Origin of the sequence: Microtetraspora sp. AC03309 (assembly GCF_020826795.1) — a bacterium.
Classification (GTDB): domain Bacteria; phylum Actinomycetota; class Actinomycetes; order Streptosporangiales; family Streptosporangiaceae; genus Microtetraspora; species Microtetraspora glauca.
The window spans coordinates 1-379 of record NZ_JADDIL010000651.1 but is presented as its reverse complement, the minus strand read 5'-3'; the positions used below and the strand labels follow the sequence as shown (position 1 = coordinate 379).

1 pseudogene is annotated in these 379 nt (G+C 64.9%); it reads left to right on the top strand.

The window, feature by feature from the left end:
* A pseudogene (locus IMZ11_RS44785) lies at positions 1 to 379 on the top strand (FAD-containing monooxygenase EthA); the annotation flags it as partial.

Genomic DNA, 379 nt, shown 5'->3' with positions numbered 1-379 from the left:
TCCCGTCACTGGTCAACGGCGGCGTCGGCCACGTCACGATGCTGCAGCGCTCGCCCACCTACATCGGCTCGCTGCCGCTGGAAGATCCGATCGCGCTGCGAACCAACAAATACCTGCCGAAGAACCTGGCACACTTCGTCAACCGCTGGAAGCAGATCGGTTACAGCACCGGCCAGTACCAGGTCGCCCGCAACTTCCCGAGCGTGTTCAAGAAGGTGCTTCGCCGGATGGCCGAGCGCCGGCTGCCCGAGGGCTTCGACTACGACAAGCACTTCAGCCCGCGGTACAACCCCTGGGACGAGCGAGTCTGCCTGGCGCCCAACGGCGATCTGTTCAAGGCCATCCGCTCGGGCAAGGCCGGCGTCGTCACCGACACCAT